This is a genomic window from Chryseobacterium sp. T16E-39, from assembly GCF_002216065.1.
Taxonomy (GTDB): Bacteria; Bacteroidota; Bacteroidia; order Flavobacteriales; family Weeksellaceae; genus Chryseobacterium.
In genome coordinates this window covers 3,096,943-3,121,318 of sequence record NZ_CP022282.1, presented here as the reverse complement: position 1 = coordinate 3,121,318, position 24,376 = coordinate 3,096,943, and the positions used below count along the sequence as shown (strand labels likewise).

Sequence of the window (24,376 nt, the reverse complement as noted above, 5' to 3'; positions counted from 1 at the left end):
AAATCAGTTTTATTTGCTCATCAATTTCCAAAGCTCATTAATTACTTCCTTGTCGTCAAAATGGTGTTTTACGCAATTAATCTCCTGATAGTTTTCGTGGCCTTTTCCGGCTACAAGAACAATATCTTTTGGTTCTGCAAACTTGATCGCCATTTTTATGGCTTCTTTTCTATCTGGAATCGAAGTGTATTTGCTGAAGTTTTGAGGTTCAACGCCTGCTTCAATTTCTTTTATAATAACTGCCGGATCTTCAGTCCTTGGATTGTCTGAAGTGATAATCGCTAACGTGGATTTCTTCGTTGCAATATTTCCCATTTCCGGTCTTTTAGAATGATCTCTATCGCCTCCGCAACCGAAAACGGTAATCAGTCTTTCATTTTTTGTCCTGATATCATTAATACTGTCCAGAATGTTTTCCAATGCATCCGGAGTGTGGGCGTAATCAACAATAAAGAAGATCCCTCCATCAGATTTAAAGGTTTCAAATCTTCCGGAAACTCTTTTCAGCATGCTTACTGCCTGAAGAATTTCACTTTGTTCAAATCCTAATTCTGATGCGATTCCAAAAACCAGCAACAGGTTATATACGTTGAATTTACCTGTCAGAGTAGTCCAGAATTCTTTTCCATTGAAGTTCAATAACATTCCATTGAAGTCAATTTCTAAGGCTTTTCCATGGTAATCTGCCATTGTTTTCAACGCATAAGACCTTTTGGTAGCCTTGGTATTTTGAAGCATTACATTGCCATTTTTGTCATCGACATTCGTAATAGCAATCGCAGTATCCTGTAATTCATCAAAAAACCTTTTCTTCGTTTTCAGATAATCATCAAATGTTTTGTGATAATCCAGATGGTCATGGGTAAGATTCGTAAATCCTGCTATTTTAAAATGCAACCCCTCAATTCTGTTTTGAGAAATTCCATGAGAGCTTACTTCCATGAAGGCAAATTCACATCCCTCCTCAACTGCTTTTGCCAGTATCTGATTGATTGTGATCACATCAGGAGTGGTGTGGGTTGCTGGAATTATTTTATCTCCAATTCTGATTTCTACTGTTGAAAGCAATGCAGAATCATATCCCAGGTTTTTGAAAACATCAAATAATAAAGTTGATACTGAAGTTTTTCCATTAGTTCCGGTAACTCCAATGAGCTTTAATTTTTCCGATGGATTACCATAGAAATTTGAAGCTAAATGTCCCAGGGTTTTAGAAGAATCTTTTACTTTTACATAAGTGATGCTGGCATCCAGATGCTCAGGAAATTCTTCACAAACAATAGTCTTAGCTCCTTTTTCAATAGAAGATGCAATATATGAATGCCCATCTGCAACCGTCCCCCTTACTGCAATGTAAAGAGAATTCTCTGTAACCTTTCTGCTGTCAAAAACCAATTCGGAAACCTCACGGGTGTTATCACCATGAATTTCTAAAGTTGGGATTCTATTTAATAATTCAATTAATTGCATTTCCTTGATGCTTATTTTTTAATTCTGAAGGGATAAATATATTCTTTGATTCTTGCTGATACTGGTTCCTTCTAAAGGAAACTGTTCTTTTATTCTTCCAACCCCTTTGTAGTCGACGCGGTATCCTAGGTTTTCTAATTGTGGAATTACATTTTTACCGATCAGTCCTACTACATTAGGCATTTGTTTATCATTTACTGCTATCTTAACATTAGGTTCCACCATTTTATTGAGGTTTACCTTTTTGTCAACAAGCATTTCTTTTTCAATATTTTGAGGTGTTTTTAAAAATGTCTTTCCAGCAATTTCTTTAAAAACAGGGGCTGAAACTGTAGCGCCATAAAATCCTTTTGCTGTATTTGGCTCGCTGACCATTACATAGCAAGTATACTTCGGATTGTCGGCCGGATAAAACCCTGCGAAAGAGGCACGGTATTTCATCGGACCAGGCAACCAGTATTCAAATCTTGCCGTTCCGGTTTTTCCTGCCATCCTAAGATTTGGAGTGAAAATACTTTTACCGGTTCCTTTTTCCACTGCTTTTGTTAGAGCGTTGGTCATCATTTTTATGGCTTTTTCTGAAGCCATTTTGTTAACCATTACCTCTGGTTTTGCATTATACATCACCTTACCATCTTTCATAATTTTGTCGATGAATAGAGGCTTAAGCATTTTACCATTATTAGCAACTCCATTGTAGAAAGTTGCTAATTGTAATAGGTTGATGTTCGAAGAATATCCAAAAGAAATAGAAGCGAGCGTCGCTGCATTCCATCTTTTGTTTTGTGGAGTTACGATCTTAGGTCTTGTGATCCCTGGAAGCTCGATGTCCATTTTGTCAAATAGTTTCCAGCGTTTTAGATGATCCAGAAATATCTGAGGTTTATCAGCATAATATTTTGTAATGAGTTTTGCTGTTCCTACATTACTCGATTTTGCCAATACATCGCTAATGTCATAAGTTCCACCACCGTGGCCATCTGAGATTCGTTGTTTAGCATAGGTCCAAACTCCGTTTCCAACATTTACAGTTGTATTGTCGTCAATAAAACCATCATCCATTGCTGCTAAGAGTGAAATGGTTTTGAAAGTCGAACCAGGTTCTATATTATCTTTTATAGCATAATTATAGGCATCCTCATAATCTCCGGAATCTGTTCTTCGTAAATTAACCATCGCGCGAACCTTTCCGGTTGCTACCTCCATAACAATCACGGTGCCGTGTTTTGCTTCAAAATTGATTAGTTGCTTCTCTAAAGCAGAGTGCGCAATGTCTTGAATTCTAAGATCTAAGGTCGTATAGACATCTTCTCCATCAACAGGTTCCTGAACTTTCCAAAAGTCAATGGGTTTCCACTGTGAAGAATTAATTCTTTGCTCTAGCCTTTTTCCATCGGTTCCGGTCAAATATTTTGAGAAAGCACCTTCCAGTCCGGACTTATATTCACTGTTATCCATTCCAATAGTACCGGCACCGATCTCTGAAGTTGCCAATTCTCTTTTGTAATTTCTATCAACGATAAATCCACCTTTGTTTTTTCCTTTTTTAAAGATGGGAAAGTTTCTTATTCTATCATATTCATCAAAATCCAATCCTCTGGCTAAAGTATAGTATTGGTTTTTCTTTCTTTTCTGCTCATCAAATTTCTGTCTGAATTCACTTCTAGGCTTTCCAAACATTTTGCTTAAAGAATCCGTCAGTGCCCCGATATTGTTACTGTACACCGTATCTTTCATGGTTTTGAAGTCGAGAAAGATATCATAGCGCATTACTGTAGTGGCCAGAATGGAACCGTCTGATGCAAATAGATTTCCACGTGCGGCCTTTAGAGTAGCTTCACGATAATTTTTATTGATGTAATCATCTTTAATTTCCTGAACATTAGTGTTTTGTAAGATGACAATCCTTGCTAAAAAAAGTACAAACACGGACAAAGCTACCACTGCGAAGAGGTAGCCCCACCTTAACGTTTTTTTACGTTTGTTGTCGTATTCATTTTGCTTTTGCATCTGTACTATCTAATTTTATTAGCAGTTTATGAGGGTGGTTTTCTAATGTCATTAAAGAATCCCGTGCTACTTCTTTTCCCAGTTCTGATTCCATTTTTACTTTGATCAGTTTGCTTTGGGCATAAGCATTTCGGGATTTATATTCTTCTGTTTCTTCTTTTAAAGCATTTACAATTTTGATCTTCTTATTCACCAGGTGATTCGTATAGATCATAGCCATCATCAGGACAAAAAGCAATAAAAAATACTTGTAATGTATTTTTATCTCATCACGGTTCAGGAAATTCCCTTTTACAATATCTATAAAAGTTAATCTCTTCTGTGGGCGATTTGTTGTTCTTTTTGCCAAACCTTATTATAATTGATTATTGATAAATGATGATTGATTGTCTATATCATTTACCAATAATGGTTTATCATTTATATTTTTATTCCTGTTCTCATTTTTGCACTTCTTGCTCTTGAGTTTTCTTCAATTTCCTTATCATCAGGAATGATTGCTTTGCTCTTGAGCAGTTCAAATGCTTTTTTATAATTCCCATAAATATCCCGGGTCGGTTCTCCTTCAAACATTCCGTTCTTTAGGAATCTTTTGACAAGGCGGTCTTCTAAAGAGTGGTAAGAAATAACGACCAATCTTCCTTCCGGTTTTAAAACCTGATATGCCTGAACAAGCATTTCTTTTAAAACTTCGAGCTCCTGGTTTACCTCAATTCTGATGGCCTGAAAAAGCTGGGCATAAAATTTATTTACCTTATGCGGTGGAAGATAGCTAAACAGTTTTTTTAGATCTTCTGTTGTATTGATGATCTTACTTTTTCTGTGATGAACGATATCTCTTGCCAATTTCCGGGCTTCTCTTAATTCTCCGTAATAATAAAAAATGTCTGCCAGCTGCTCTTCTTCATATTCATTGATCACTCTTTTAGCATCAAGGCCCTGCATTACATTCATTCTCATATCTAAAGGAGCATTGCTTCTTGTCGAGAATCCTCTTTCAGCTTCATCGAACTGATGTGATGATACACCAAGATCTGCCAAAACGCCATCTACCTGGGAAATTCCATACATGAGCAAGGAGTTTTCCAGGAATCTGAAATTCTGATTGATCAAAGTAAATCTAGGATCATCAATATTATTTTTAAGAGCATCTAAGTCCTGGTCAAAACTGAATAATTTTCCTTTGTCAGAAAGCCTGCTCAAAATTTCTCTTGAATGGCCCCCACCACCAAAAGTACAGTCCACGTATGTTCCGTCTGGATTCGTCACCAAATCATCAACACTTTGCTTCAACAAAACGGGATTATGATACATGTTTACTTGTGTTTTTACGTTTTTTAATTAACGCCGTTATTCTTCATCGAAAGAGCCCATCACATCTTCAGCCAGGCTTGCAAAATCAGTTTCGTTCGTTGAAATTACTTTTTCATAGGCATCTTTATCCCAAATTTCAAATAGTTCACCTGCGCTTGTGATCACAATGTCTTTATGAAGACTTGCAAAAAGGGTGAGGTCTTTAGAAATCTGCAATCTGCCTGCACTATCCAACTCTGCTGTTTTTACTCCTGCTGTAAACATTCTAATGAAATCAGCATTCTTTTTAATGAATCTGTTTAGTTTATTAATTTTGCCCATCAGTTGATCCCATGCTTTCATAGGGTAAACTTCCAGGCAAGGTTGAAACACGGAACGTTTGACTACAAAGGCTTTGTCTTCAAAGTTCTCCATCTGCTTGATCAGCGATGCAGGTACTTTTAAGCGACCTTTGTCGTCTATTTTACACTCATATGTTCCAATGAAATTCTTCATTTGGGACAAATTTATATAAATATTTCCAAAACTTCCCACTTTTTCCCACTTTTTGACTTAATGTTAATAAGTTTTATCAAAGATTGAACGTTGATAGTGTAAGTGGTTGATAGTTATTGGATTGTAAATTGTATTATTTGTCCCATAATAAAAAGGACACTAAAAAAGATCTGTAAAAAGTCTTTATTATATTATTTTTATCTTAAATTAGGAATATCAAAATATTTTTGAGGTTTAATTTGTATTTTTGCAGGGCTTTATTAAGGCGTTTTATGATATTTAGTACAAAAAAAGAAAAGAAATATACTTTTGTAGAAGCGGGAGAAGGACATCCATTGGTGCTGTTGCACGGGTTAATGGGTGGCTTGAGTAATTTCGATAAGATGGTGAATTTTTTTTCGGAGAAAGGATTTAAGGTCTATGTACCTCAACTGCCAATCTATGATTTGCCGGTACTCAATACCAATCTTACTACTATTGCAAAATATATTATCAAGTTTATAGAGAGCCATATTTCCGAACCGGTAACGATCGTTGGAAATTCAATGGGGGGACATGTCGGGCTTATCTTAGCTCTGGCAAGACCTGATCTTGTTAAAAATCTTGTTTTGACCGGGAGTTCCGGTTTATATGAGAGGACATTTGGAGACAGCTTTCCCAGAAAAAGCGACAGACTATATATAAGGAAGAAAACAGAAGAAGTTTTCTATGATCCTGCCGTAGCGACAGAGGATCTGGTCGATGAGGTTTTTGATGTAGTGAATGATAGAATGAAAGGGATAAAAACCGTAATGCTTGCAAGAAGTGCTATCAAACACAATATGCTGAATGATCTTCCAAAGATTCTGACACCGACATGTCTGATCTGGGGGAAGCAGGATAATGTAACACCACCGGAAGTAGCCGAGGATATGCATAAATTTATCCCAAATTCGGATTTGTTCTGGATTGATAAATGCGGCCACGCAGCAATGATGGAAAAACCAGATGAGTTTAATGAAATTCTCTACAGCTGGTTAAAAGATAAAGTGTAAATAACTTAAACCATTAAGAGCTATCTTAATGGTTTGTTTTTCTTAAAATAATTCAAAATGGTAATTAAAACAGCAGAATTTGTAAAAAGTAGCGGGAAGTGGCAGGAATGCCCGGAACCGGATATTCCTGAATATGCTTTTATTGGAAGGTCGAATGTAGGAAAATCATCATTGATTAATGCAATGATGAACCATAAAGACCTGGCGAAAACATCACAAACTCCGGGAAAAACACAGCTGATTAACCATTTTTTAGTTAATGAAAGCTGGTATCTTACAGATTTACCGGGATATGGATATGCTAAAGTTTCAAAAGTTCAGAGAAAAGATTTTGAAAAACTGATTACCAATTATATCCTGAACAGAAGAAACCTGGTGAACCTTTTTGTGTTGGTGGATTCCAGGCATACTCCACAGAAGATCGATTTAGAATTTATTCAGTGGTGTGGTGAAAGTGGAGTTCCTTTTTCAATTGTTTTTACAAAAGCAGATAAGTTGAAGCCCAATGTTGTGATAAAAAATGTAGAAGATTACAAAGCTGAACTTCATAAAACATGGGAAGACCTTCCCGAACTGTATGTTACTTCGGCTGAGAAAAAGGAAGGTGGAGATAAAATTCTGGATTTTATCCAGACAACCAATGAGTTTTTAAAAAATAACAGTGTCAACTTCGATGAGTAATATAATCTGGAAAATCAAGACTTTTGAGGAATTTACGGTTCCTGAATTGTATAAGATATTGAAGGCACGTATTGATGTTTTCGTTATCGAACAAAACTGTCCTTATCCGGATCTTGATAATAATGATCAAAAGGGGGTTCATATCTGGGCTGAAGAAGATGGAGAGATCCTTGCTTATTGCAGGGTCTTTGATAAAGGGGTAAAGTATGATCAAACTTCTTTTGGAAGAGTTTTAACGACTGAGAAGGCAAGAGGCAAGAGTTTAGGGAAACAGCTGATACGATATGCTATTGATACGATAGAAAATCGATTCCATACTTCTGAAATCAAAATTTCTGCACAAGATTATCTATTGCGTTTTTATTCTGAATTCGGATTTATAGATACAGGAAATAAATACCTGGAGGATGATATTCCCCATACGGAAATGATAAGAAAATAAAAGCGAAGATTAATCTTCGCTTTTTTTGTGGTTATATGTAAAAGTGTTTTTAGTTTTTACCCGTGATGGCTTTTAAAATAATTGGCTCCAGATTGGAAGGAAGGTCTGCTGATTTGATCTGATAGTTTTTGATCTTCATTTCTTTGAACCAATTTTCCCAGTATTCTTTGATGATATCTCCTTCGAATGGGTTTCCTTTGGAAGGATTAATGCCAAGGACTATTACCTCAATATTTTCTAAATCTTCATTTGCTTTAATAAATCCTAAACCATTGTCCTGCATTTTTGTTTTAAAATCAGAGGAGGTCAGTTTTAATGATTTTATTAATTCAGGAGTTAAATAAGATGTTTTCTTTCCTTCTGAGAATTTAGAATCTTTGTGGTAGATATATCCATCGGTTAGAATGAAAAGAATGTTTCTATGATCCTCTTTGATGCAATAATCCGCTATTTTATTTTTAAAAAATTCCCAGATATCTGATCCTACATATTGCTTATCTTTAATTGCAGACTGATAAATTTGTAAGGGAAGTGTTGAATATTGCTTGTCTACAAGACTAATGTTATCTTTTGTGGTGTTTTTATCAAATGACACTTTCAACTGTTTAGTAAGATCATTCATTTTAGGATCCGATGGCTCTGGATTAAAGAAAACCTGCATCTGGTCATTGAGCTGAATAACCTTTTTAGATTTAATATGATCTAAAAAACCTTTATCAATTGATTTAATGTATTCAACATCTCTCTGAAAATACGGCATAGTGGAATTCGTATTTTTTTCGGGATCAATTCTATCGGAAAGATCAATCAAGATGCTAATATTTAGATTTTTAGAAGAATTGCTGGCAGGAGTTGATTGAACTAAAAGCTTTTCTTTTGGTTTTCCACATTGAATGAAAAGAAGACCTGCTATGAGTACATAAAATATTTTTTCATAATTTTTTTATAAGATGGACATATAAACTGAGTTCTGGCTATCGGAATTTGCTCCGACTTTCCTAAGATTTTCATTGTATCTTTCCATACACTCATCCACAAGTTTCTGAGAATGAATTCTTTCATTAATGTTGGTGATCCAACCCTGCATATACTCAGACGCATAAAGCTTATAATCTTTAGTTGGAATTATAACCCCATCAATAATATTTTGGAGTTCTTCGATCCTGCCCTTTGCCTTTGCGATAAGCTCTTTTATACTTCCTATATTGTTTCTTACTTCTTCTTTGTGTTTTTTGAGATCTTCAATCCTTTCCTGATGAATGAGAATGTCTTTTTGTCTCCTGGTTTGTTCATGCCTGATCTTATCCTTTTCTTTATTTTCTTTCATTACAAAGTCAAAGACAAGCCCCCAAATAATGTATACAATAAATCCTGCAAAAATAATCCCCCAAAACTGATTTTTTGTAAATGCTATAGAGAGATCAAAAGGAGGAGAGTTGAAAGTCCTGTTTAGCTCATATAATTTGGATTCTATTTCATAAGCCAGAATAGCGTCGAAAACAAATGTTATCATGAAAAGGAGAGTAACTTTAGAGTAATTTACCATACTTTTATTTTCCCCAAACATATGAATCAGATACCCAAGGCCTAGGAATACAAATGGAATTAAAGTAACAAATGCACCCTCGAGAGGTCCCTCATCCCATGCCTTATTAAATGCCTGTGCATCCAGGACACTTTGAATAATATTACCATTTGCATCAAAGCTTTTAAAAAAAGCAGAGTAGGACGTGGATATATAAAAAGTGAAAAGATATAAACTTATTGGGATAAGGATAATCAACCCAATCCAGAATTTTGTAGATGCTCCCTTAGTGGCTTTTACATTGTATATTTCCGGATTTCTTGGGAGATCATTGATTTCGAATTTCAGTTTTTCAATTTTATCCTGGACGTTCTCGATATCTGTCTCATTATTCTTTAATTGATCATCTTTGTTGTCTAAAGAAACGGTCAATCCTTTGATCTCTGTCTCTTTATTTTTTTGTTCGTTGAGATAAGGTTCTTTTAACTTGTTTTGCTTTTCAACAAGTTCTTTTTCCTCATTTTGAAATTTCGAATAAATGGCATCAAGGCAAATAGATAATGCGGTGTGATTTCCATTATTTCTCGTGCTGTCTCTGTATCCCGTTTCGTGATAAGTTCTTTTTCTGCTTTCCTCAGTAGATTCACTATTTATAGATTCTATTTTTGGAAGCTGATCACGAGGATCATCAAGTGGAACTGTTTTTAAACGAAACAGGTTTTTGATATTGGTTGTCATTGCGTTCATTGAGATTAATTTTGTAGGTCATTGAGAATATTGTCTTTAGTTTTTCCTTCTTTTACAGCTTCGATAAAATAATCTGCTATATCTTTTACGTTTTCTTCCATAAATCCGAACATCGTAATATATTTCTTCAAGGCTGAGTATTCATTAGGGGATACGATTCCATCCGCCCATACCATTACAGTAAGATCATAGAGGTATTCTACTTTTTCTTTCAGGGTTTCTGGAATTAATGATTTTGAATTAATAGGGTTCATGAGAATTTCATCCAGGTTTTTTGCTGAAATTCCTCTTTCTTCCGCAGATTTATAAAGCATTTTTAGCTCTGATGCACTGAAATCATCATCACAGATTGCCATCTGATATAATCTTAGAAAATGAGCTTTAAGATTCTCCGGTATTTGTATTGTTTCCATATTATTTTATTTAATTATTCTGTCCCGGGTTCGGGGAATTTCTTCGTGTTCGATATCTATAATATCAGGTTGTTTTATTTTAGTTTTCGGAATTAATTTTAAGAAGTAAATGAAAAGTAAGAGACCGACTATGATATCAAGGACAATCCAATAAGGTTTTAAATAGAAATAGATTGGTATGAATGGATTGAAAAAGATAAAGATCAGTACAAAAGCGATGAACCAAAATCTCCGGCTCCTGAATTCATTGACAATAATAATTAAAGCCATAAAAGAAACGATTATTCGAAGGAAAGTGTAGTAACCAATTGGTAAATCAACTATGCCAATGAAACAACAGAGTGCAGCAATAATAATTAAGTACTTCATGATATAGCTTTTATAGGAATTTAAAAATTAGTTACATCCGGAACAGTAAGACCTATCTACATATTCTTTACTACTTCCGGAATAGTAATAGCAACCGCCTCTTGGACCTACATTTAAAGGATAGCCATTGTACGTACATCCTCTACTTTTGGAGTAAATCTTTGAACTTGTTTTTCCACTTCTGCTTTTTCTGCTTTTCCTGGTTTTACTTTTCTTTGGCTTTTTAGAAGAGAATTCAGTTTTTGACGTTGTGCTGTTTGTGGATGCTGAAAAGTTTGCAGGTAATAATAAACCTAAGCCGAGTAGGCTTGTAAAGATTAGTTTTTTCATAGTGATTGTTTTAATTATAATTTTCTAATGTTTTGTGTAGTTCTGTTCTATGATTGTAGATTTCATCGAGGCTATTTAATAAAATCTTTTCTCCAGAGTCTTTTCCATTGTGGAATAGCTCCAAATACTTATTGGTGGTATTAAAATGCAATCGGCAAAGAGGTTTTCTGTTGTTGTCGTCGAATAGGATTCCGAAATAAGATAGGGTATCTCGGTAAGCGATTCTGGAGGATGCAACCTTTTCCCTCAGGATTGCTTTCACAATTTGAAACCCTTCAAGTTCTTCTTCTGTTGTTACAATCTTAGAGTCATTATTTTCATCAATAGATTGTGGTGTTTTTACAGCTTCATCCCTTTTTTCAATCTGTTCGTTAATGCTCAATGCAGATTTAAGTCTGAAGCTTATGGATTCATTGATTGATGTTGTCAAAGCTTTCTTTGTGTACTCTTTGAAAGAAATCATCCTGTTGGCCGTTAATGGTTTTTCAAAAAATCGATTGACTAAAAGTTTCACCATTTCATCAGAGGGATTTTCGATTTCTTTTTCAAACTCTCTTCTGATTGCTTTGATATATTTTAGAGCTTCGGCGGAATCTAAAATACTTTCGAGATTATAATCTTTTTTGGTAAAGCTTTCGAGAATTTTAATAGAGCTGTCTTTCAGATCTTCAATATTGATGGTGAAAAATGGTTTTTCATCCATAATATTGGGCTTTTCCAGATCTGTATAAAAGTTATACACGATTCCATTGGTCAGTACGCCAAATCTTGTTTTTGAAACATGGTAATATCTGTGGAGTTGGGAATTATGCGCATCTGCACTTTCTTTCCAATGCTTACATTCTATAATAAAAATTGGATTGTCGTTGTGTCTGATAACGTAATCTACTTTTTCTCCTTTTTTAGTTCCGATATCACAAATGTATTCGGGAACTACTTCAGTAGGATTAAAAATATCATACCCTAAAATTTGGATGAACGGCATTACAAAGGCATTTTTTGTAGCTTCCTCTGTATTAATCTGCTCTTTTAAACCCGCTACTTTCTGTTGTAGTTGTTCAAGTTTTATTTTAAGATCCATTGCTTTTAGTTGTTAAGGGTTTCATCAATAATTTCTGCGGTAGGAGCATTGGATTTCACGGAATGGATTCCATTTTCCATTGCTGTTTTTGAACTGTACAGTTGACTTTTACCAATGATTTCTCCATTTCTGGCTTTCAGAACGAAGTAATCTTTACCATTTACAGCAACTTTTCTGTCGTATCTTGAATCATCTTGTGAATTGATTCTTACGGACTCTATTCCTTTATGGCAGGATGCTTTTTGCATATAGCCTTCACTCATTAGAATAATTTCTCCGGTTCCGGCCTTAAGATTGAATTGATACTCATTATTAATTCTCTGAGTAATTACAAATTTTCCCATGATTGTTTTTGTTTAACATTCCAAAAGTATAACCCTTTCAAAATCAATCCTTACGGGAATCCGTAAAACGGGCAAAAAAGAAAAAACCTTTCAATTTTTTGAAAGGTTTTTATTAAATGAGAATGGAAAATTTGTCTTTAAATGATTCCAAGGTCTTTGCAAAAAGCAACCAGTTGTTCATTACTTGTTACCTGAAGATCCTCCTTTAAACTGTTTAATTTTTTTTCTACACTGCTTAAACTATGAGGTTTTATGTTTTTTTCCTGCAGCAGATCAGGAATGTTTTTTTGCAGGACTCCTTTTGAAAGAAGTGAAACAAGGGTGATTTCATAAGCTGAAAACTCATAGCTGTTAAGTTTTTTTATTTCCTGTTTTAAATCGAGAGAGAGGTAGTTTTCGTTAATGTAAACAGAGGCAATTGATTTTTTCAGCTCTTTGGAATCATTTCTCGCTTTACGAACATATCCATTGATGTGATCATCTTTGAAAAGAGAATCAATGATTCCCGATTTGTGCTCGGCAGAAAAAACAATGACCTTTAAAGAGGGTTGAATTGCCTTAATTTTTTGGATTAATTCTTTTCCGTCTTTAATGTTTTGCTCCCGATGGTCTTCTTCGTAATATAAATCGGTAATCAATAAATCATAAGGCTCGTTTTCCCGGATTGATTTCTGAACCTTTGCCAATGCGTCATCACAATAATATACATAATCAACATTCGGAATGTTAAGATCCTCCAGTGTTTTTTGTACCGAAAGGTTAATACTTTCATGGTCTTCAGCGATTAAAATTTTTTTGAACATTCTTTTTTTAGTTTTTAAGAAACAGGAAATGAAATGTTGATCTTCAGTCCTCTTTCGGTTTTGGTGTCAAAAATAATTTCTCCTTTGATTGTTTCTATACGGGAAACCGTAGAGGACAGACCATTTTTATAGATAACGTCTCCCGGAATGCCTATTCCATTATCTGTATAATAAATTTTGATGAGGTTATTTTCTTTTTCAAACCTGAAAACAACCCGATCTGCTTTGCTGTGTTTTTTCATGTTGACAAGCAATTCACGACAAACCTGATAAACCTCTGCAAATGTTGATTCTTTTAAATCCATCCAAATGCTTTCATCATTTCCGGCAAGATAAGTGTTTACATTGTTATTATTAAAAGATCCAATAAGTTCCGATATTTTTTCGCTGAAATTCCTTTCATCATTTTTAAGGTCTGTTTTTTCGTAGGAAATATCCCGGGATTTCTCGTAGACAAACTCTAGTTCATCTAAAGCCTCATCTTTGCTAAAACTCTCCTGATTTTCAATCTTGGTCATCACCTGATAAATTCCGTTGGCTACCACATCGTGTACTTTTTTGGAGAGTTTGAGCTGAGTGTTTTTTATTTCTAGTTCTTTTTCTTGTTGAAGTATCTTTCTTCTTTTTTTATACCACAGCCAACCTCCAATTAAAGAAAGTAATAATGCAGCAATACCAATATCCTGTTTAAAGCTTTTAGTTTTTAATTTTTCATTTTCAGTGTTTTTCAATTCGACATCGTATCTTACTACAGCAAATTGATTCTTAGCTTTACTTTTTGATATTTGGACACTATCGTTTAATATCTGAAACTGTCTAAAATAATTTAAATAATTTTTACTATCTAAATTTATTATTTTTTGCAAAGCTTGTAATTGATCTTCTTTACTTCTATTTTGGATTGATATTTCTAGCATTTTTCTAGCATAATCAAGAGATTTTGCCTTGTCTTTGTCAAAAAAATACTCAGATAAAGTGGCATAGCTTGAATTCTGTGCATAAGGATCATTTTGTTCTTGTCTAATTTTTAGGGCTTCAGAAAACTCAGGAAGAGGGTTGTAGTTTTTATTCTCATAATATTTGGCTTTTGCCAGATTATTTAATGCTCTTGCATAATTAATCTTATTAACTGTTTGAAGTGCAATTTTGAAATTTTGTTGAGCCTGTTTATAATCTCTTAAGGTTGTTAAAACGTCGCCAAAATTATTAGAATAAAGATACTTGCTTTCAGGATCATTTACATACCTCAATGCCTGAGTATAAAATTTCACAGAATTATCAAAGTCATATAGATATGATGAACAAATTCCCATGTTATTATAGTTAGAGCCTAGTGTAAATCTGATTATACTGTCTTGTGTTTTTCTAAGGTATTTATTGGCCTCGAGAGAAGTTTCAATACTACCATAATAGTCTCCTTTATTTTGTTGTAAGATAGCCATGTTAACTAATGACCTTCCCACTCCTGAAGAATCGTGACTTTCTAAAAATGAATTTTTGGCGATATTAAAATAGTAATAAGCAGAATCGGTAATACTAGCATCTCTAAACTCCTTGGCCTTATCATAGTAAATGTTTTTTTGAGAATTATTTTTTGTACAGGAAAATAGTATTGCTAATAATAACAATAATAAAATTCTATTCATGGTGTTTACTTTTGTCCCGTAAAGTAAGAAAAAAGAGCAGATGTATGAAATCTGCTCTTTAATTAATTATGGATTTGTAAATGGAGGAGGGTTTTGTCCCGTATTACCTCCTGTGCTTCCACCGTTTCCTGGTCCTCCCGGATCTAATCCCTCACCTGGATCACTACTTGTTTGTGTTGTAATTTGTGTAGGGTTATTATGACATGCTGAGTTAGCGTTATTATTTGGAAATGCTAAGCCTAGTAGCATTAATATAAACTGAATCATTTTTCAAAAAATTTATTGTTAAAGCATTCGTGTTCTTCCCTGCGAAACAGATCGCAGATAGTTTTACACGGTAAAAAATTTGAAGCGCTTCTTAAATTTTTTGGGAAGTAGAACCTTCAAAAACGGAAGAGAAACATCTGCTTCCCAACCCGGAGTTTTCTTCCGTTTTATCTGGTGATTTAGAAATCAGTTTTGTAAATTTGTTTTTATAATGTTTTGTTTGTCAACTGATTTCTGAGACAAAGATGCGACAACAGGTGACGCATGTGTTAGACAAAACATAGACATCGATAGACAGGAAATGGACAGGAATATCCTTACGGTAATCCGTAATGCGACACGGTAGAAAATCAGCTATTTTGTAATGCTCTTAAAAAACTAATTATGTCCAAAAGAAAACTACTCATTCAGGAGGTATTTAAACAAGCAAAAGAGGAATCTGGAAAGGATACAAAAAATGGTTTGGCAGCTTACTTATGGTCGCGGTTTGAGGATAAATTATCATTTAAAATATCAGATAAGACATTTAGCAGGTACTATGAAACTTTTATTGAAGAATCAGGTGACACGAATATAGAACCGGTTAAGCTAGACAAGTTAAGTGAGTATCTGGGTTATAAGGATTTTTTAGATTTCTCAAGAACTTTTATTAAAAAGAATGAAGACACCAATAAGACAACAGTTAAGATAAGTGTTGATCGAGACGAAGAATCCTTAACAGAAAAGCTGTCAAATATTATTATTAATATCAGTAATGAGCAGCATTTTAAAATGCCTGAATTCATAAAGCAAAATGGATTGGGGATTATGGAAATCTTATTATTGGTTTGTCTTGTTACGGGAAACGTTGTTTTTTCAAACAGTAAGAAAGCTCCTCAATTAGGATTTATGTCTGGTTTGAATTCAATACCTTCAATGGAATGTATGTATTGGGATGGAAGTGAATATAAGTTAGCTGACTGCAAAGCTAAAAACCCACATCTCGATTTAAAACCTGTTGATACTATTCAAATGAAATATTTTAAAAGGATTACCCGCAAAGACACTTTAACGGAGCAAAATGCTTTAGGAAAAACCTGGTATTCAAAATATAATGGGGTTGTAGAATTTTTTACGGATGACGGTATAGATCCGAACAATGGAAGGGAGCTTAGGAAATCGACTCCTTTTATTATTTTTAAGTATGCGGGCAAACCAGAGGATTCAATACAAATTGAAGAATAATTTCTTTCACAAATATTTAAAATTCCCTTAAAACACTTTCTAAAAGAATCCCCTAATTTTCGGGTTATTTTTACCATGTTTAAAAAAGGAATTCTCTCTACTTTACTTTTTGCTTTTACTTATTTATCTGCACAACAAAAACCAGTGCAAATTGCTTTTCTTTCAGATGTACATTTTCAGGATTTGTATGGCCGTTTTTCTGATAATGACTTTAAAGGAATTGTTAATCCTAAAACAGGAAAAGCAACTATTTTGAGAACCATGAATTCTCAGCTACATTCTACCAGAGTTTTTAATGAAAATTATTTTGCCTTTTTAAAAGCACTGGATGATATTGCCGCAAAAGGAATTAAAATTGTTGCTATGCCTGGAGATTTTTCGGATGACGGGCAAACGTATAATTTACGTGGACTGCACCGAATTCTTGATTCATATCATAAAAAATATGGGATCAATTTTTATTTGACTACAGGGAATCATGATCCAGTAGGACCTTTTCATCAGGATGCAGGGAAAGATGATTTTTTAGGAAAAGACGGATCACCCTTAGCAATTTACAGTAAAGAAAACCTTACCAGGACAAAGAATCATATCATCACGAAAGATATTGCAGAGTCAGGATATGTTGAAATTCTGGATGAATTAAAAGACTTTGGTTTTTATCCTGGAAAAGAAAATCTGTATTGGAGTACTCCGTTTGATGATCATCCTTATTCGAACTATTCTTATGATAACGCGCAGCATTACGCAGATTATTCGAATAGAATGTATGAGGTTTCGAAGGGGTTTTCGGTTCCTGATCTGAGTTATGTAGTAGAGCCTGTAAAAGGAGTCTGGATGATTGCAATTGATGGAAATACCTATATTCCTAAAGATCGTCAACGCAGGCCTGAAGATGCTGGAAATTATAAGGGAGCGAGTATTGGATACAATAATGTTTTGACCCATAAGCAACATTTGATTCAATGGGTAAAAAAGATTGTGAAGGAAGCAAAAACTAATGGTAAAACCTTAATTGCGTTTACGCATTATCCTATGATCGATTTTAATGATGGAGCAACACATGAGATTAAAAATCTATTAGGCGAAAAGAAATGGCAGTTGGAAAGAGTTCCCGAAGAGGAGGTTGCAAAGGAATTTCTAGATGCTGGTTTACAGATTCATTTTGCTGGACATATGCACATCAATGATACAGGAATTAGCAAGAGAGGCGGGAAGATGTTGGTCAATGTTCAGGTTCCTTCATTAGCTGCTTATTTACCCAGCTATAAAATACTTACAATTCATTCTCAGGATATCTTAGAAGTTAAGACCGAAGTTGTAAATAATGTTCCTCATTTTAACGAGCTATTTCCTTTGTATGAAAAGGAATATGAGGCTTTACAAAGAAGCCAGGATAAAATTTTGTGGAACAAGGATATTCTAAAGACAAAATCTTATCACGATTTCATGTTGTTTCATTTGAAAGAATTGGTTCGGTTACGAATGATCCCGGATGACTGGCCAAAAGATTTTATAGAAAAGACAACATCTTTAAGTGGGAAAGATCTGCTTTTCCTTTCTCAAAATTCAAAATCTGAATTGTCAATAAAGGGAATAGATATGAATTCACTTGAGAGATGGCATTTTGAAGACTTGTTGCTTGATCTGTACAAATTTCAATCTGCAGATGAATTGGCGAGGAAAGATATCTCGAAAGAAAGGTTGAAAGAGTATCAGATTCTTATCAAATCCTTTGAACAAAGTAAATCTCAGGACCCTTTTGTTTTACAAATAAAATCTGTTTTCAGGATCTTGTCACTTCTATCGACTGGAGATCCTTCTGATCATTTTGAAATTAACCTGAAAAAGCAGGCGATAAAAAGATTGTAATTTGTAAGATCTGCGAGAGAAAAAAAAGAAAAGCAACCCGTAATAAGATTGCCTTTCCCATTTGATATGAATGAAAACGTGTGTAATTATTGTGCGTTTACTGGATTTCTTCTCTCGTAGGTATTGTCTTCAAAACTGATTTTATAATTGGATTTGAAAAGCTTGCTAGGTAGATAATAGTCGGTGGAGATGATCTGAGCACCACTTTCTTTAGCTTTTTCAAATCTTGAATAATCCTCACTTCTTGCTTCCATTGTATCTGCGTCTGCCCTTGTTCTAATAATATAACCCTGTTGTACCAACTCGTTGATTTTCGAACTTGGGTCATTCATAAATAAAACAGCTGATTCAGGGGTTCCCGGAGTTGAATTGGTAAATACCATTCTTCCTTTTAGTGAAGGATGTCCTTTCATATAGACATCCCGGTTTTCTCCATTGTTATCCAGTACAAATAGAAATTTTCCTTTGACTTCTTTTACTTTTGGCCAGTTTTTGTGAAGAACAGCTTCGTTTAGGGTTTTGTAAGAACCCCGAATGTCGTCGGGTGCAATAATTTTATTTCTACCAAGATATTTTTTTAATTCGTTATCGAGATCATCAAAGAGTTTTGATGTATAATGTTCCGGTTCTGTTCCGAATCTGTTGGCTTTGCCATCTTTGGGCTCCAATGTAATGAAAATGGGATCATGGTCTGGATGTGCCTCAGACCATTTTTTTAAATCTGTCAAACAATCTTCTAAAGTGTAATACCATGTTTGATAATCAATATCTGTGATATGAATCATTTTATATCCCGGCTTTTTCATTTTCCCTTCAGAATCGAAAGGCTGTGCTGTTTTTACAAGATCTAAAATTTTTGGATGTGCATATTTTCCACCCTTGCTGTCAGCATATACATCAATTTCAAGGTTGCGTAATCCTAAATCTAATTGCTTCGGTATTGCAATATGTTCATATTGAATTCGAGGCAAAGCATGTAAGCTGTCTTTTTTTGCCAAATAAGAATAAACTTCAGGAAGAATTGCTTTTTTGTAGCTGTTATGTGAACCTATAACCTGGATTTCATTCATCTTCAGATCATCTAAATTCTGCTTTTGTGACCATACCAGATAAAGTGGAGTTAAATAGAGAAATAGAGCGGCTGCCTTTTTCATTTCGAGTCATTTTTTATTGGAGCGAAATTAACGAGTCTTAACATGAGACGATTTACATATTATGTTAATAATTTTTTAAGATTATGTGAATAGGATAAAATTTGGTGTTTGTAATCTATTGATAGTTAATTCAATATTATTTTCTCATTTTGAGATATTTATATTTTATTCACTTTAAGATAATATTATGTTAAAATAGTTTTTAAGGAAATCAATTTACTTTGTATGCCGAAAATAAGCTGTGAAAGAGTTGAGAAAAACCACTGTTGCGGGAACAACAGCGGTCTTTTGATTAAGCAATGTTTATTACAATTTACTTAATGATATGTACCACAAAATTAATTTTTTTAAATTTAAAAAGCTAATTCCAATAGCATTAATCTTTCTGGTTGCCAATCAGGCTAATGCAGAAGGGTTTACCAGAATTAGCCCTGTTTACTCACAGGTAAATGAGACCATTTCCGGAACCGTTCTGGATCAGGAGGGAACACCTATAGAAGGCGCAAAAATTACAGTTGCAGAAACGGGAGTTACAGCTACCTCTGATGCATCGGGAAACTTTACGATCTCGGCATCTATCGGACAAACCTTATCCGTCTCTTATGATGGCTATGAAGTTCAAAAAACAAAAATCTCAAGCACCACTATTTCTTTTAGTTTAAAATCTAAAAAAGCAGCGACTTCCATTGAAGAAGTGACTTTAGTAGGATATGGTTCTCAGAAAAAATCTGACTTGACAGGAGCTGTAAGTCAGTTGAAGGCCGAAAATTTCAAAGAGGGAATGAACATTTCTGTCGATAACTTAATGCAGGGCAAGATTGCCGGTGTTCGTATTGTACAATCAAGCGGTGAGCCGGGAGCGGGAGTGAATGTTTCCATCAGGGGAATTGGTTCGATCAGAAGTGGAAGCACCCCTTTGTTTGTTGTAGATGGGGTTCCTTTGAGTAATGATGCAGTAAGCGCGTCGGGACCAAACGTTGGTTTAGGAAATGCAGGGGCAAAAAACCCATTGAACTTTTTGAATACATCAGATATTGAATCAATCACTGTCTTGAAAGACGCTTCTGCTGCGGCCATTTATGGAGCAAGAGGATCGAATGGAGTTGTTTTGGTAACGACGAAAAGAGGGAAAAAAGGAGATCCAATGTTTACTTATGATACCTATCTGGGATTTTCTTCAGTGATTAAAAAGCTTGATTTAATGTCAGCGGATCAATACAGGGCAGCTGGAATAGATAAATCTTACGATCATGGTGGAAATACAGACTGGCAGGATGAGATCTATAGAAATGCAGTTTCTCAGAATCACTCAGTATCTTTCTCAAAATCTACAGAAACGGGAAATTATTTTGCTTCAATTTCCCACATGGATCAGGATGGTATCGTTCTGAATAGTGGTTTTAAAAGAACAACAGCCCGTTTAAATGCTGAAGAATCTTTCTTTGATAATAAGAGATTAAAGGTTAAACTAAATCTTACGGCGAGTGATATTAGAGAAACCGGAATCCCTAATGGCGGAAATGCTGGGTCTGATGGTCAGGTAATTATTCATGCATTGATGGCGAATCCTACCCGTTCTGTATATGACCAGAATGGAAATTACACAAATTTCAACATGAACGCTCATTACAATCCTTTGTACTTACTGAGTGTTTATAATGATAAAACCAACACATTCAGAGTACTGGGAAATACGGAAGCAACGTTGAGGATCTTGCCGGGATTAAATTATAAATTCAATTTAGGGATTGATAAAACAATGTCTGAAAGAAATACAACAATGTATCCGAACATTACGGACAGAACGCCAAAAGGAGTATATGTTCAGGCAAATCTTGATTCATATAATATACTTTTAGAACATTATTTGACCTATGATTTTAACTTCAACAAACATAACTTTAGTGCCTTAGGAGGTTTCTCTTATCAGAAATTCAAATCTACAGGAACTTATTTTGGAGTAAAAGATATTGCTGCGCAGGGAGCGGGAATTGCTCCGGAAATTAATCCTGGATACTCAGGAACTGCTTTTGTCCCGGGAGCTGGCTATGCTCAGGAAAATGAATTGCAGTCATATTTCGGGAGAGTAAATTACAATTTTGATAAGAAATATTTATTAACGGCTTCATTGAGAGCAGACGGTTCTACCCGTTTTGGAAAGAATAACAAATATGGATATTTCCCTTCTGTTGCCGTAGGTTGGACGATTTCTAATGAAAACTTCTTGAAAGATTCTCAAATCATTAATGAATTAAAATTGAGAGGAAGCTGGGGACAGACAGGTAACCAGGAAGTTCCGAATAAAATTACACAGGCGAGTTCTTCGTTGACACAGGCTTCAGGGTATTATTTATATCCAAATTTAGATTTGATCAATGGAGTTTCGATCAACAGAACCGTGAATCCTGATTTGAAATGGGAGGTTGTAGAGCAAACGAATATTGGTGCTGATTTCAGCCTATGGAAAAACAAATTGTATGGATCATTGGAATATTACAACAAGACCACCAAAGATCCTATCCTCAATATCCCTTCAAGACCACTAAGCCCTACAAGTACTGTTTGGAAAAATGTTGATGCTGAAATCGTCAATAAAGGTTTTGAATTCTCCTTAGGTTCAGAAATTATTAAAAATGAAAATTTCACATGGACCATGGATGTAAATGGGGCAACGGTAAATAATGAGGTGAAAAATCTTCCAGTTTCCGCCATTTATTCAGGTGAGGTATCAGGACCTGGACTTTCCGGGGTGACTGCCAATATCTATAAAAACGGATATGAAGCAGGATCTTTCTATATGTATAATTATTTAGGGGTTGATGCGAATGGGAAATATATTTATGAAGATATAAATGGAGATGGAAGAATTGATCAGAATGACAGAAAGATTTTCGAAGGTGCTATTCCGAATTTCACGTTTGGGATCAATTCTTATATGAAATACAAGAAGTTTGATTTTTCATTCTCTTTCATTGGACAAACAGGAGGGTATTTGGTAAATAATACTGCATTGGACTTAAATATCAACAACTTAGCTTCAGATAGAAACGTTTTGAAAAACTTCTATGATTCAGGGGCAAGCTTTACCAATCAGCCACAATTGTCTTCTTTATATCTTGAAAAATCTGATTTCCTTCGTTTGAACAACGTAAGACTAGGGTATACTTTCGATATCCACCAACTGAAGTTTTTAAGAAGCATCAATCTGTATGTAAGTGCACAGAATTTATTTACAATTACCAGCTATACAGGTTATGATCCACTTGTAGATACCAACAAACAGGTTGGAGGAAATCAGTCTTTGGGAATTGATTATACAACATATCCGTCTGCAAAAACTTTCATTTTGGGGGCAACTGTTAAATTTTAATTTAAGTTAAAAGAAATCATGAAATCTAAATTTTTAAATATTAATACCATCCTTTTATCCGTTTCTGTACTGGCTTTAGTTGGATGTACAAATCTGGATGAAAAAGTAATCGATGAGGTTTTGGGTTCTGAAGTTGCGGACCCTGAAGCTGCTCTGGCTGCTGCTTATAGCCAGCTTGGAGAAGGAACTTTTGTAGACCATGGAAGTGTTTTTGCTTTACAGGAATATTCTACGGATGAGGCATTGTTGCCTACAAGAGGAAGTGACTGGGGAGATGGTGGAAAATGGAGAGCAATGCACGAATTTACGTGGGATGCGAACAGTGATGTTGTAAAGACAACCTGGAATCAATTGAACTTTGGAATTACAAAGTCATTAACAGCCATATCAAGTGCCAGCAAAAGTAATGGAAACAATAAAGCTTTGTTTTTAGCGGAGGCAAAAGGATTGTTGGCTTATTATACTTATACTACAATTGATTTGTTTGGACAGGCTCCTTATAGAGACCCGGACAATATCAATGCTCCGATTGAGATCCGAAAAGCGGAAACTACAATTGATGCTTTAATTACTGAAGTTGAAGGGCTTATTCCCAACTTAGCAGATATTAAAACTCAAAATACACATGCCGGAAGATTCACAAAACAGGCAGCTTATGCACTTTTAGCAGATATGTATCTGAACAGGACTGTTATAAAGAATAAAGCAACCAGTAATTACAACTTTTTAGAGCCGGCAGTGAGTGGAAGTGGAACAGATATGGATAAAGTGATTACATATTCTAATTTGTTGATTAATAATCCTAATTTCAGCTTAGAATCTAATTATTTCCACAATTTTGATATCAATAATGATACAAGCAAGGAAATGATCTTTACTATTGTTCAGAAAAAAATTGCGAGTTCAGACAAAGGTTCAGACAATGATCTGGCTTATATGTCAATGGAAAGAATTCAGAAGCCGTCACCGGACAACAGAGGAACAAATGCAAATTGTATTACTCCGGAATTCTATTATTCATGGGATGGAAATCATGATGATCCCCGTTTCCAGAGAACCTATCAATATGAAGACGGAACATGGTTTAAAAATGATGGAACAGACGTAAGTGTGCCATCAACAAGTAAGGTAGAAGGAACAGGAAAACCTTGGTTTCATTTCAACAGAGGTTTGCAGGTTGGGCAGCAGTATGGTCCTAAAATTCTTCAGAATGGAAACTTTGATCTGACTCCTGACGGAAGAATTAAGGTATATAAATTGTTTACAGAAAAAAACACAACGCTTGCTGCAGATTTTACTCCTGAGCTGAATTTTGATAATCCTTCAGAATCTGTATTTACACAGGCTCAGATTAACAGAGGGGTAAGAAACTTCAAATTTGAATTTGACCCAGGCTATGGAAACAACGGAACAAGCGGAATGGATGTACCATTATACCGATTGGGAACAATTTATATGATGAGAGCAGAGGCTTTTTTCAGAAGCGGAAACGTGGGGGCTGCGTTGGCTGACGTTAATAAACTAAGAACGAGCAGAACCCGTGAATCTTTATACAACAGTGCTCCTGGAGTTGCAATTGCCTCTTTAGATGCTAATATTTTATTTAAAGAATCGGGATACGAATTGTATTGGGAAATGTACAGAAGAAAAGCGATGATCAGATTCAATAAATTTGATCTTCCGGGAACAGCTAAGCCTGCTTCTCAACCTTACAGAAGAATCTTCCCGATCCCTCAGGCAACGCTTGATGCGTCTCCGGATTTTAAACAGAACCCTGGATACTAA

At 34.9% G+C, this 24,376-nt stretch carries 23 protein-coding genes; 7 read left to right on the top strand and 16 right to left on the bottom strand.

Features of this window, described 5'->3' with window-relative positions; all coding sequences use genetic code 11:
- Nucleotides 1–9: 9 nt before the first annotated feature.
- The 5 genes from CEY12_RS14000 to mraZ form a co-directional block, all read right to left on the bottom strand.
- Entirely contained in the window at nucleotides 10–1,470 is a 1,461-nt protein-coding gene (locus CEY12_RS14000; protein WP_089028274.1) for a UDP-N-acetylmuramoyl-L-alanyl-D-glutamate--2,6-diaminopimelate ligase, read from the bottom strand.
- Nucleotides 1,471–1,488: 18 nt separating this feature from the next.
- Entirely contained in the window at nucleotides 1,489–3,480 is a 1,992-nt protein-coding gene (locus CEY12_RS13995) for a penicillin-binding transpeptidase domain-containing protein (RefSeq protein ID WP_089028273.1), read from the bottom strand.
- Nucleotides 3,464–3,829 carry an FtsL-like putative cell division protein gene (locus CEY12_RS13990; RefSeq protein WP_089028272.1) on the bottom strand — a complete coding sequence of 122 codons (366 nt, stop codon included), beginning with the start codon at nucleotides 3,827–3,829 and terminating at the stop codon, nucleotides 3,464–3,466. The genes CEY12_RS13995 and CEY12_RS13990 overlap by 17 nt, the downstream gene beginning before the upstream one ends.
- A gap of 71 nt (nucleotides 3,830–3,900) precedes the next feature.
- The gene (gene rsmH / locus CEY12_RS13985; RefSeq protein WP_089028271.1) at nucleotides 3,901–4,794 is read right to left on the bottom strand and encodes a 16S rRNA (cytosine(1402)-N(4))-methyltransferase RsmH; all 894 of its coding nucleotides are present in this window, start codon (nucleotides 4,792–4,794) and stop codon (nucleotides 3,901–3,903) included.
- Nucleotides 4,795–4,830: 36 nt separating this feature from the next.
- Nucleotides 4,831–5,289, bottom strand: a complete 459-nt coding sequence (gene mraZ, locus CEY12_RS13980) for a division/cell wall cluster transcriptional repressor MraZ (RefSeq protein WP_089028270.1) — start codon at nucleotides 5,287–5,289, stop codon at nucleotides 4,831–4,833.
- A gap of 272 nt (nucleotides 5,290–5,561) precedes the next feature.
- On the opposite strand from mraZ, the gene CEY12_RS13975 reads away from it, so the two are divergent.
- Genes CEY12_RS13975 through CEY12_RS13965 form a run of 3 tightly spaced genes read left to right on the top strand, consistent with a single transcriptional unit; the run spans nucleotide 5,562 to nucleotide 7,446 of the window.
- The gene (locus CEY12_RS13975; protein ID WP_089028269.1) at nucleotides 5,562–6,323 is read left to right on the top strand and encodes an alpha/beta fold hydrolase; all 762 of its coding nucleotides are present in this window, start codon (nucleotides 5,562–5,564) and stop codon (nucleotides 6,321–6,323) included.
- Between the two features lie 57 nt (nucleotides 6,324–6,380).
- Nucleotides 6,381–7,004: a ribosome biogenesis GTP-binding protein YihA/YsxC gene (yihA, locus tag CEY12_RS13970; RefSeq protein ID WP_089028268.1), complete on the top strand. Its 624-nt coding sequence runs from the start codon at nucleotides 6,381–6,383 to the stop codon at nucleotides 7,002–7,004.
- On the top strand, nucleotides 6,997–7,446 hold the full coding sequence (locus tag CEY12_RS13965; protein WP_089028267.1) for a GNAT family N-acetyltransferase: 450 nt from the start codon (nucleotides 6,997–6,999) through the stop codon (nucleotides 7,444–7,446). Before yihA ends, CEY12_RS13965 begins: the two co-directional genes overlap by 8 nt.
- Nucleotides 7,447–7,495: 49 nt before the next feature.
- Here CEY12_RS13965 and CEY12_RS13960 read toward each other — a convergent pair whose 3' ends face one another.
- The 10 genes from CEY12_RS13960 to CEY12_RS13915 form a co-directional block, all read right to left on the bottom strand.
- Complete coding sequence (locus CEY12_RS13960; protein ID WP_228409700.1) at nucleotides 7,496–8,257, bottom strand: hypothetical protein; 762 nt, start codon at nucleotides 8,255–8,257, stop codon at nucleotides 7,496–7,498.
- 132 nt (nucleotides 8,258–8,389) lie between these two features.
- The gene (locus CEY12_RS13955) at nucleotides 8,390–9,718 is read right to left on the bottom strand and encodes a beta-carotene 15,15'-monooxygenase (RefSeq protein ID WP_172821039.1); all 1,329 of its coding nucleotides are present in this window, start codon (nucleotides 9,716–9,718) and stop codon (nucleotides 8,390–8,392) included.
- A 5-nt stretch (nucleotides 9,719–9,723) separates the two neighbouring features.
- The gene (locus CEY12_RS13950; RefSeq protein ID WP_089028265.1) at nucleotides 9,724–10,131 is read right to left on the bottom strand and encodes a hypothetical protein; all 408 of its coding nucleotides are present in this window, start codon (nucleotides 10,129–10,131) and stop codon (nucleotides 9,724–9,726) included.
- Nucleotides 10,132–10,137: 6 nt separating this feature from the next.
- Nucleotides 10,138–10,500 (bottom strand): DUF6804 family protein, encoded by a 363-nt coding sequence (locus CEY12_RS13945; RefSeq protein WP_089028264.1) that lies wholly within the window; start codon nucleotides 10,498–10,500, stop codon nucleotides 10,138–10,140.
- Nucleotides 10,501–10,527: 27 nt separating this feature from the next.
- The gene (locus tag CEY12_RS13940) at nucleotides 10,528–10,830 is read right to left on the bottom strand and encodes a hypothetical protein (protein WP_089028263.1); all 303 of its coding nucleotides are present in this window, start codon (nucleotides 10,828–10,830) and stop codon (nucleotides 10,528–10,530) included.
- A gap of 10 nt (nucleotides 10,831–10,840) precedes the next feature.
- Nucleotides 10,841–11,911, bottom strand: coding sequence for a type I restriction endonuclease (locus CEY12_RS13935; protein ID WP_089028262.1), 1,071 nt, complete (start codon nucleotides 11,909–11,911; stop codon nucleotides 10,841–10,843).
- A 5-nt stretch (nucleotides 11,912–11,916) separates the two neighbouring features.
- Nucleotides 11,917–12,255 carry a YegP family protein gene (locus tag CEY12_RS13930; protein ID WP_089028261.1) on the bottom strand — a complete coding sequence of 113 codons (339 nt, stop codon included), beginning with the start codon at nucleotides 12,253–12,255 and terminating at the stop codon, nucleotides 11,917–11,919.
- Between the two features lie 137 nt (nucleotides 12,256–12,392).
- Complete coding sequence (locus tag CEY12_RS13925) at nucleotides 12,393–13,058, bottom strand: response regulator (protein ID WP_089028260.1); 666 nt, start codon at nucleotides 13,056–13,058, stop codon at nucleotides 12,393–12,395.
- Nucleotides 13,059–13,072: 14 nt separating this feature from the next.
- Entirely contained in the window at nucleotides 13,073–14,704 is a 1,632-nt protein-coding gene (locus CEY12_RS13920; RefSeq protein ID WP_089028259.1) for a tetratricopeptide repeat-containing sensor histidine kinase, read from the bottom strand.
- Nucleotides 14,705–14,770: 66 nt separating this feature from the next.
- A complete protein-coding gene (locus CEY12_RS13915; RefSeq protein WP_157676826.1) occupies nucleotides 14,771–14,971 on the bottom strand; it encodes a hypothetical protein in 201 nt (66 codons plus the stop codon).
- 384 nt (nucleotides 14,972–15,355) lie between these two features.
- On the opposite strand from CEY12_RS13915, the gene CEY12_RS13910 reads away from it, so the two are divergent.
- Nucleotides 15,356–16,195 carry a hypothetical protein gene (locus CEY12_RS13910; RefSeq protein WP_089028257.1) on the top strand — a complete coding sequence of 280 codons (840 nt, stop codon included), beginning with the start codon at nucleotides 15,356–15,358 and terminating at the stop codon, nucleotides 16,193–16,195.
- Nucleotides 16,196–16,270: 75 nt separating this feature from the next.
- On the top strand, nucleotides 16,271–18,067 hold the full coding sequence (locus CEY12_RS13905) for a metallophosphoesterase family protein (protein WP_089028256.1): 1,797 nt from the start codon (nucleotides 16,271–16,273) through the stop codon (nucleotides 18,065–18,067).
- 86 nt (nucleotides 18,068–18,153) lie between these two features.
- On the opposite strand, the gene CEY12_RS13900 is transcribed toward CEY12_RS13905, so the two are convergent.
- Complete coding sequence (locus CEY12_RS13900; RefSeq protein WP_089028255.1) at nucleotides 18,154–19,221, bottom strand: phosphatidylinositol-specific phospholipase C1-like protein; 1,068 nt, start codon at nucleotides 19,219–19,221, stop codon at nucleotides 18,154–18,156.
- A 325-nt stretch (nucleotides 19,222–19,546) separates the two neighbouring features.
- On the opposite strand from CEY12_RS13900, the gene CEY12_RS13895 reads away from it, so the two are divergent.
- Both CEY12_RS13895 and CEY12_RS13890 read left to right on the top strand, forming a co-directional pair.
- A complete protein-coding gene (locus CEY12_RS13895; protein WP_089028254.1) occupies nucleotides 19,547–22,591 on the top strand; it encodes a SusC/RagA family TonB-linked outer membrane protein in 3,045 nt (1,014 codons plus the stop codon).
- An 18-nt stretch (nucleotides 22,592–22,609) separates the two neighbouring features.
- The gene (locus CEY12_RS13890; protein WP_089028253.1) at nucleotides 22,610–24,376 is read left to right on the top strand and encodes a RagB/SusD family nutrient uptake outer membrane protein; all 1,767 of its coding nucleotides are present in this window, start codon (nucleotides 22,610–22,612) and stop codon (nucleotides 24,374–24,376) included.

What these genes read in the sequence shown, in the direction of transcription:
- CEY12_RS14000 (WP_089028274.1), bottom strand. Translation starts at nt 1,470, where the DNA reads ATGCAATTAATTGAATTATTAAATAGAATCCCAACTTTAGAAATTCAT.
- CEY12_RS13995 (WP_089028273.1), bottom strand. Translation starts at nt 3,480, where the DNA reads ATGCAAAAGCAAAATGAATACGACAACAAACGTAAAAAAACGTTAAGG.
- rsmH (WP_089028271.1), bottom strand. Translation starts at nt 4,794, where the DNA reads ATGTATCATAATCCCGTTTTGTTGAAGCAAAGTGTTGATGATTTGGTG.
- mraZ (WP_089028270.1), bottom strand. Translation starts at nt 5,289, where the DNA reads ATGAAGAATTTCATTGGAACATATGAGTGTAAAATAGACGACAAAGGT.
- CEY12_RS13975 (WP_089028269.1), top strand. Translation starts at nt 5,562, where the DNA reads ATGATATTTAGTACAAAAAAAGAAAAGAAATATACTTTTGTAGAAGCG.
- yihA (WP_089028268.1), top strand. Translation starts at nt 6,381, where the DNA reads ATGGTAATTAAAACAGCAGAATTTGTAAAAAGTAGCGGGAAGTGGCAG.
- CEY12_RS13965 (WP_089028267.1), top strand. Translation starts at nt 6,997, where the DNA reads ATGAGTAATATAATCTGGAAAATCAAGACTTTTGAGGAATTTACGGTT.
- CEY12_RS13955 (WP_172821039.1), bottom strand. Translation starts at nt 9,718, where the DNA reads ATGAACGCAATGACAACCAATATCAAAAACCTGTTTCGTTTAAAAACA.
- CEY12_RS13950 (WP_089028265.1), bottom strand. Translation starts at nt 10,131, where the DNA reads ATGGAAACAATACAAATACCGGAGAATCTTAAAGCTCATTTTCTAAGA.
- CEY12_RS13945 (WP_089028264.1), bottom strand. Translation starts at nt 10,500, where the DNA reads ATGAAGTACTTAATTATTATTGCTGCACTCTGTTGTTTCATTGGCATA.
- CEY12_RS13940 (WP_089028263.1), bottom strand. Translation starts at nt 10,830, where the DNA reads ATGAAAAAACTAATCTTTACAAGCCTACTCGGCTTAGGTTTATTATTA.
- CEY12_RS13935 (WP_089028262.1), bottom strand. Translation starts at nt 11,911, where the DNA reads ATGGATCTTAAAATAAAACTTGAACAACTACAACAGAAAGTAGCGGGT.
- CEY12_RS13930 (WP_089028261.1), bottom strand. Translation starts at nt 12,255, where the DNA reads ATGGGAAAATTTGTAATTACTCAGAGAATTAATAATGAGTATCAATTC.
- CEY12_RS13925 (WP_089028260.1), bottom strand. Translation starts at nt 13,058, where the DNA reads ATGTTCAAAAAAATTTTAATCGCTGAAGACCATGAAAGTATTAACCTT.
- CEY12_RS13920 (WP_089028259.1), bottom strand. Translation starts at nt 14,704, where the DNA reads ATGAATAGAATTTTATTATTGTTATTATTAGCAATACTATTTTCCTGT.
- CEY12_RS13915 (WP_157676826.1), bottom strand. Translation starts at nt 14,971, where the DNA reads ATGATTCAGTTTATATTAATGCTACTAGGCTTAGCATTTCCAAATAAT.
- CEY12_RS13910 (WP_089028257.1), top strand. Translation starts at nt 15,356, where the DNA reads ATGTCCAAAAGAAAACTACTCATTCAGGAGGTATTTAAACAAGCAAAA.
- CEY12_RS13905 (WP_089028256.1), top strand. Translation starts at nt 16,271, where the DNA reads ATGTTTAAAAAAGGAATTCTCTCTACTTTACTTTTTGCTTTTACTTAT.
- CEY12_RS13900 (WP_089028255.1), bottom strand. Translation starts at nt 19,221, where the DNA reads ATGAAAAAGGCAGCCGCTCTATTTCTCTATTTAACTCCACTTTATCTG.
- CEY12_RS13895 (WP_089028254.1), top strand. Translation starts at nt 19,547, where the DNA reads ATGTACCACAAAATTAATTTTTTTAAATTTAAAAAGCTAATTCCAATA.
- CEY12_RS13890 (WP_089028253.1), top strand. Translation starts at nt 22,610, where the DNA reads ATGAAATCTAAATTTTTAAATATTAATACCATCCTTTTATCCGTTTCT.